4 protein-coding genes are annotated in these 3,051 nt (G+C 47.7%); 1 reads left to right on the forward strand and 3 read right to left on the reverse strand.

Annotated elements, in window-relative coordinates; translation table 11 throughout:
• Positions 1 to 80: 80 nt before the first annotated feature.
• The 3 genes from RMO79_RS19090 to RMO79_RS19100 form a co-directional block, all read right to left on the reverse strand.
• Positions 81 to 257 (reverse strand): hypothetical protein, encoded by a 177-nt coding sequence (locus RMO79_RS19090; protein ID WP_310484825.1) that lies wholly within the window; start codon positions 255 to 257, stop codon positions 81 to 83.
• A 40-nt stretch (positions 258 to 297) separates the two neighbouring features.
• Positions 298 to 1,023: a DUF3891 family protein gene (locus RMO79_RS19095; RefSeq protein ID WP_310484826.1), complete on the reverse strand. Its 726-nt coding sequence runs from the start codon at positions 1,021 to 1,023 to the stop codon at positions 298 to 300.
• A gap of 103 nt (positions 1,024 to 1,126) precedes the next feature.
• Positions 1,127 to 1,621 carry a rhodanese-like domain-containing protein gene (locus RMO79_RS19100; RefSeq protein WP_310484827.1) on the reverse strand — a complete coding sequence of 165 codons (495 nt, stop codon included), beginning with the start codon at positions 1,619 to 1,621 and terminating at the stop codon, positions 1,127 to 1,129.
• 380 nt (positions 1,622 to 2,001) lie between these two features.
• Here RMO79_RS19100 and RMO79_RS19105 point away from each other — a divergent pair, with 380 nt between their 5' ends.
• Positions 2,002 to 3,009, forward strand: coding sequence for a hypothetical protein (locus tag RMO79_RS19105; RefSeq protein WP_310484828.1), 1,008 nt, complete (start codon positions 2,002 to 2,004; stop codon positions 3,007 to 3,009).
• Positions 3,010 to 3,051 lie beyond the last annotated feature (42 nt).

The raw sequence follows: 3,051 nt of genomic DNA on the forward strand, positions 1-3,051 counted from the left end.
TGTAAATCCAGCTTCTTTAGAACAAGTGAAAACGGTGGTATTCGGTAAGTTCAATAAAGAATTCAGGTGAAAATCCATATTCAGGAGGAGTGTAAAATGTAGCTGTCGCTACATTTTACACTGTTTAGCCGAGAGAGCCATGCTAATTTAGCTAAAGTAGCTATCAGCCAAACAATAATCGGTAAATTCGGCATCTGAGCGATGATAATTTCGCCATTAGCATCTCGGAAAAATCTGTCGAAAAAGTTGCTATCCATAGTTAGTTAAGGTAAAAAATAGATATGTAATTGAAGATTGCTATTTCACAAAAGTCCACTCGATCGATTCAATTGGTGCGTGTTGTAAGGCTGTGACCAATTCTCGATCGCTATCAAATTTCATCTGAGTTAGATAAGAAGCATCGATTCGCAGCTTAAATTCTGTCACTGTAAACGGCCACGGTTTAACGGTAAGTGTCTTATTGCCACGCTGTAAAAGATTGTGCTGTTCGCCTGTCGGCCCGTTGGCAATTTCGAGCCATCGTTCGCCATCGGGAATCTGACGCTGACATAAAATTAACGATAAGCGATCGCAACACTGCATCATATCGTAGGCTTTTTGGGCATCGGCTTTGGCTACTTTCAAGCTTTTGCGCCAAGCTGATTGCAGTTCGATTTGTTTATCCAAAAACTCATCGAGTTCGGGCAACTCACCCCGCCGTCCCTCACTCAGGAAACTCATGTGCATGGAGACCAATAGTGCCACCCATCGTCCGCGATAGAGGGCGTTTTCTACATGCTCGTACAGTGGCGGCACCTTCAGCTCCTCGCCCAAGGTAAAGTCAAACGGGGCACCAGCTTTGGTCAAATGGTCGCCTTGCCATTCGCGCTCTAGGTCGTCATGATGGGCAATTGCCGCGATCGTATCTACTAAATGGGCTGTATCGTCGGGTGTCTGCCAATGCCCAGCCACTTGGGCAGCCAAGAGGGCATGAGCGCGATGATAAATAATTTCCCAGCCGTTGTCAGTCAGGTTGACAATCATGCATTTGCGTGTGAATTTAAATATTTACATGAGGCGGCTAGATCGCAATCCGATTTGGTTAGCTGTTACCAAAGACACGATCTAGCCTAAAGCCTAAAGCCTATTAATTAGCGTGTTGGGCTTTGCCAGCTTCTCGTACGTCATGTTCGGTTTTGAGTCGAGACACGACATTAAAGGCATCGGCAGTTGGGAGTGTGGCATCTTCTCGGACACCTTCGGTGGGGCCGCCAATCTCGTGCCAAGCATCCAGACCGCCCATAATATGCGTTACTGCTTCAAAACCTGCCGTTCTGAGCATTTGAGCAGCTTCATGAGATCGATCGTCAGACTCGCCGTAGATGTAGATATCGTGCTGGGGTTGAAGTGTAGACTTCATCTGTTCGAGCTGCTCCATCTGCATCGAGATCGCCCCAGTGATGCGTCCTTGGTTGAAGGCTTCATGTTTGCGGATATCTACAATCGAGAGAGCTGGTTCGCCCCACTCTAGCCGCTTTTTGAGGTCGTAGGCAGTCGATTCTTCTTGGAGAATAACTGGGGTGGGTGTCAGATTGCCTAAAGCATCTTGTACGCCTTCAACAATATCGTGTAAATTTGCCATGCTGTGGTTACCTCAATTTTGGCACTACTTTTACAGCATTACAAAATTCGCCCAAAACTACCTCTGTCGAAAGGTAGAGCATTAATTTAAATATTTTTAAAAGACGTATTTCGATCGATTAATCAATCATAATGGTAATCGTTCATGGGGTTTGGAAAAAGTGAGCCGGAAAAATAATCCAGCTCTTGTAGGCTGATGAAATCCTCGATCGGAACATCAAGTCAATCGATTTTCTTGACAGAGATAACTGGGATCGGACACCACAGTGCGTCAAGACATCGATCGGATCTTTGATTGGGCAGAGCCTACACTTGGAGATCGAGTAAGTAATACTTCAGATTGAAGATCGATAACAACCCGAACAATTAAATAGAGATCTTATGCAACGTTCTCGCCCATTCACACGCCTAAAAAGCTGGTTTGCTCCTCTAGATCGTCTCGATCTCCAGGTAGCGCGGATTGCTAGCGGCGTGGTCATGTTGGCTGGTTGCTTGGTCTTAATTGGCTGGACGCTAAACCTAGCTGTACTCACCAGCGTGATTCCAGGCGCGGCGGCGACCAAAGCCAATACCGCCGTTTGTTTCCTGTTGGCAGGAATATCACTAAGCTTCCAAACTGGCAAACGCACAAGGCTAGCGACTCAAATTGCCAATGGCTGTGCAATTGCGGTGAGTACGATCGGATTCCTAACTCTATCTGAATATCTGTTTGGGTGGCATCTGGGCATCGATGAACTGCTAGTGCGCGATCCGGTAGCGACGATCGAATCAGAGCCAGGTCGGATGGGCATCAATTCGGAGATCGACTTTAGCTTGGTAGGGATAGCACTATGGCTAGCAAATCGGCAGGAGCCGCAACCGTCGCAACCGCAACACCGCGTCAAACTAGATAGCATCGCGATCTCGCAAAGTCTGGCAACAGTGGCGGGTTTTGTTGCACTGCAAGCTGTAGTTAGCTACGCCTATAACGTCCGAGTATTCTACCAACTCAGCATGTTTACGACGGAAATGGCATTCCAGACAGCCATCGTGTTTGTGGTCTTATGTGGGGGGATGTTGGCACTCAGTAGCGATCGAGGATTTATGCGATCGTTGACGAGCGATTTAGTCGGTGGTGATGTCGCCCGCCGATTTGTGCCGATCGCGATCGTGGTACCTTTAGTGCTTGGTTGGTTGATATTGCGCGGTCATCAGGCAAACTATTATGACACCAACTTTGCATTTTCGCTGATGTCGATCTCGCTGGTGGCGATCTTGCTGGGGCTAATTGGACTAAATGCTGGTATTCTCAATCGAGTGGACGACGATCGAATCCGATCGTCCGATCGGATTCGATTACCTACGGTAGGCTACGCCAACGAGCGAGGAACGGCTCCAACTTGCCCTTGAGGGCGCGAATCAGGGAATTTGGGGCTTGGATATCCAGACGCA

This window comes from Chamaesiphon sp. VAR_48_metabat_403 (assembly GCF_031422475.1).
Taxonomy (GTDB): Bacteria; Cyanobacteriota; Cyanobacteriia; order Cyanobacteriales; family Chamaesiphonaceae; genus Chamaesiphon.

Bases quoted from the DNA above. Each gene is read 5' to 3' on its own strand.
- RMO79_RS19090 (WP_310484825.1), bottom strand. From the start codon at position 257: ATGGATAGCAACTTTTTCGACAGATTTTTCCGAGATGCTAATGGCGAA.
- RMO79_RS19095 (WP_310484826.1), bottom strand. From the start codon at position 1,023: ATGATTGTCAACCTGACTGACAACGGCTGGGAAATTATTTATCATCGC.
- RMO79_RS19100 (WP_310484827.1), bottom strand. From the start codon at position 1,621: ATGGCAAATTTACACGATATTGTTGAAGGCGTACAAGATGCTTTAGGC.
- RMO79_RS19105 (WP_310484828.1), top strand. From the start codon at position 2,002: ATGCAACGTTCTCGCCCATTCACACGCCTAAAAAGCTGGTTTGCTCCT.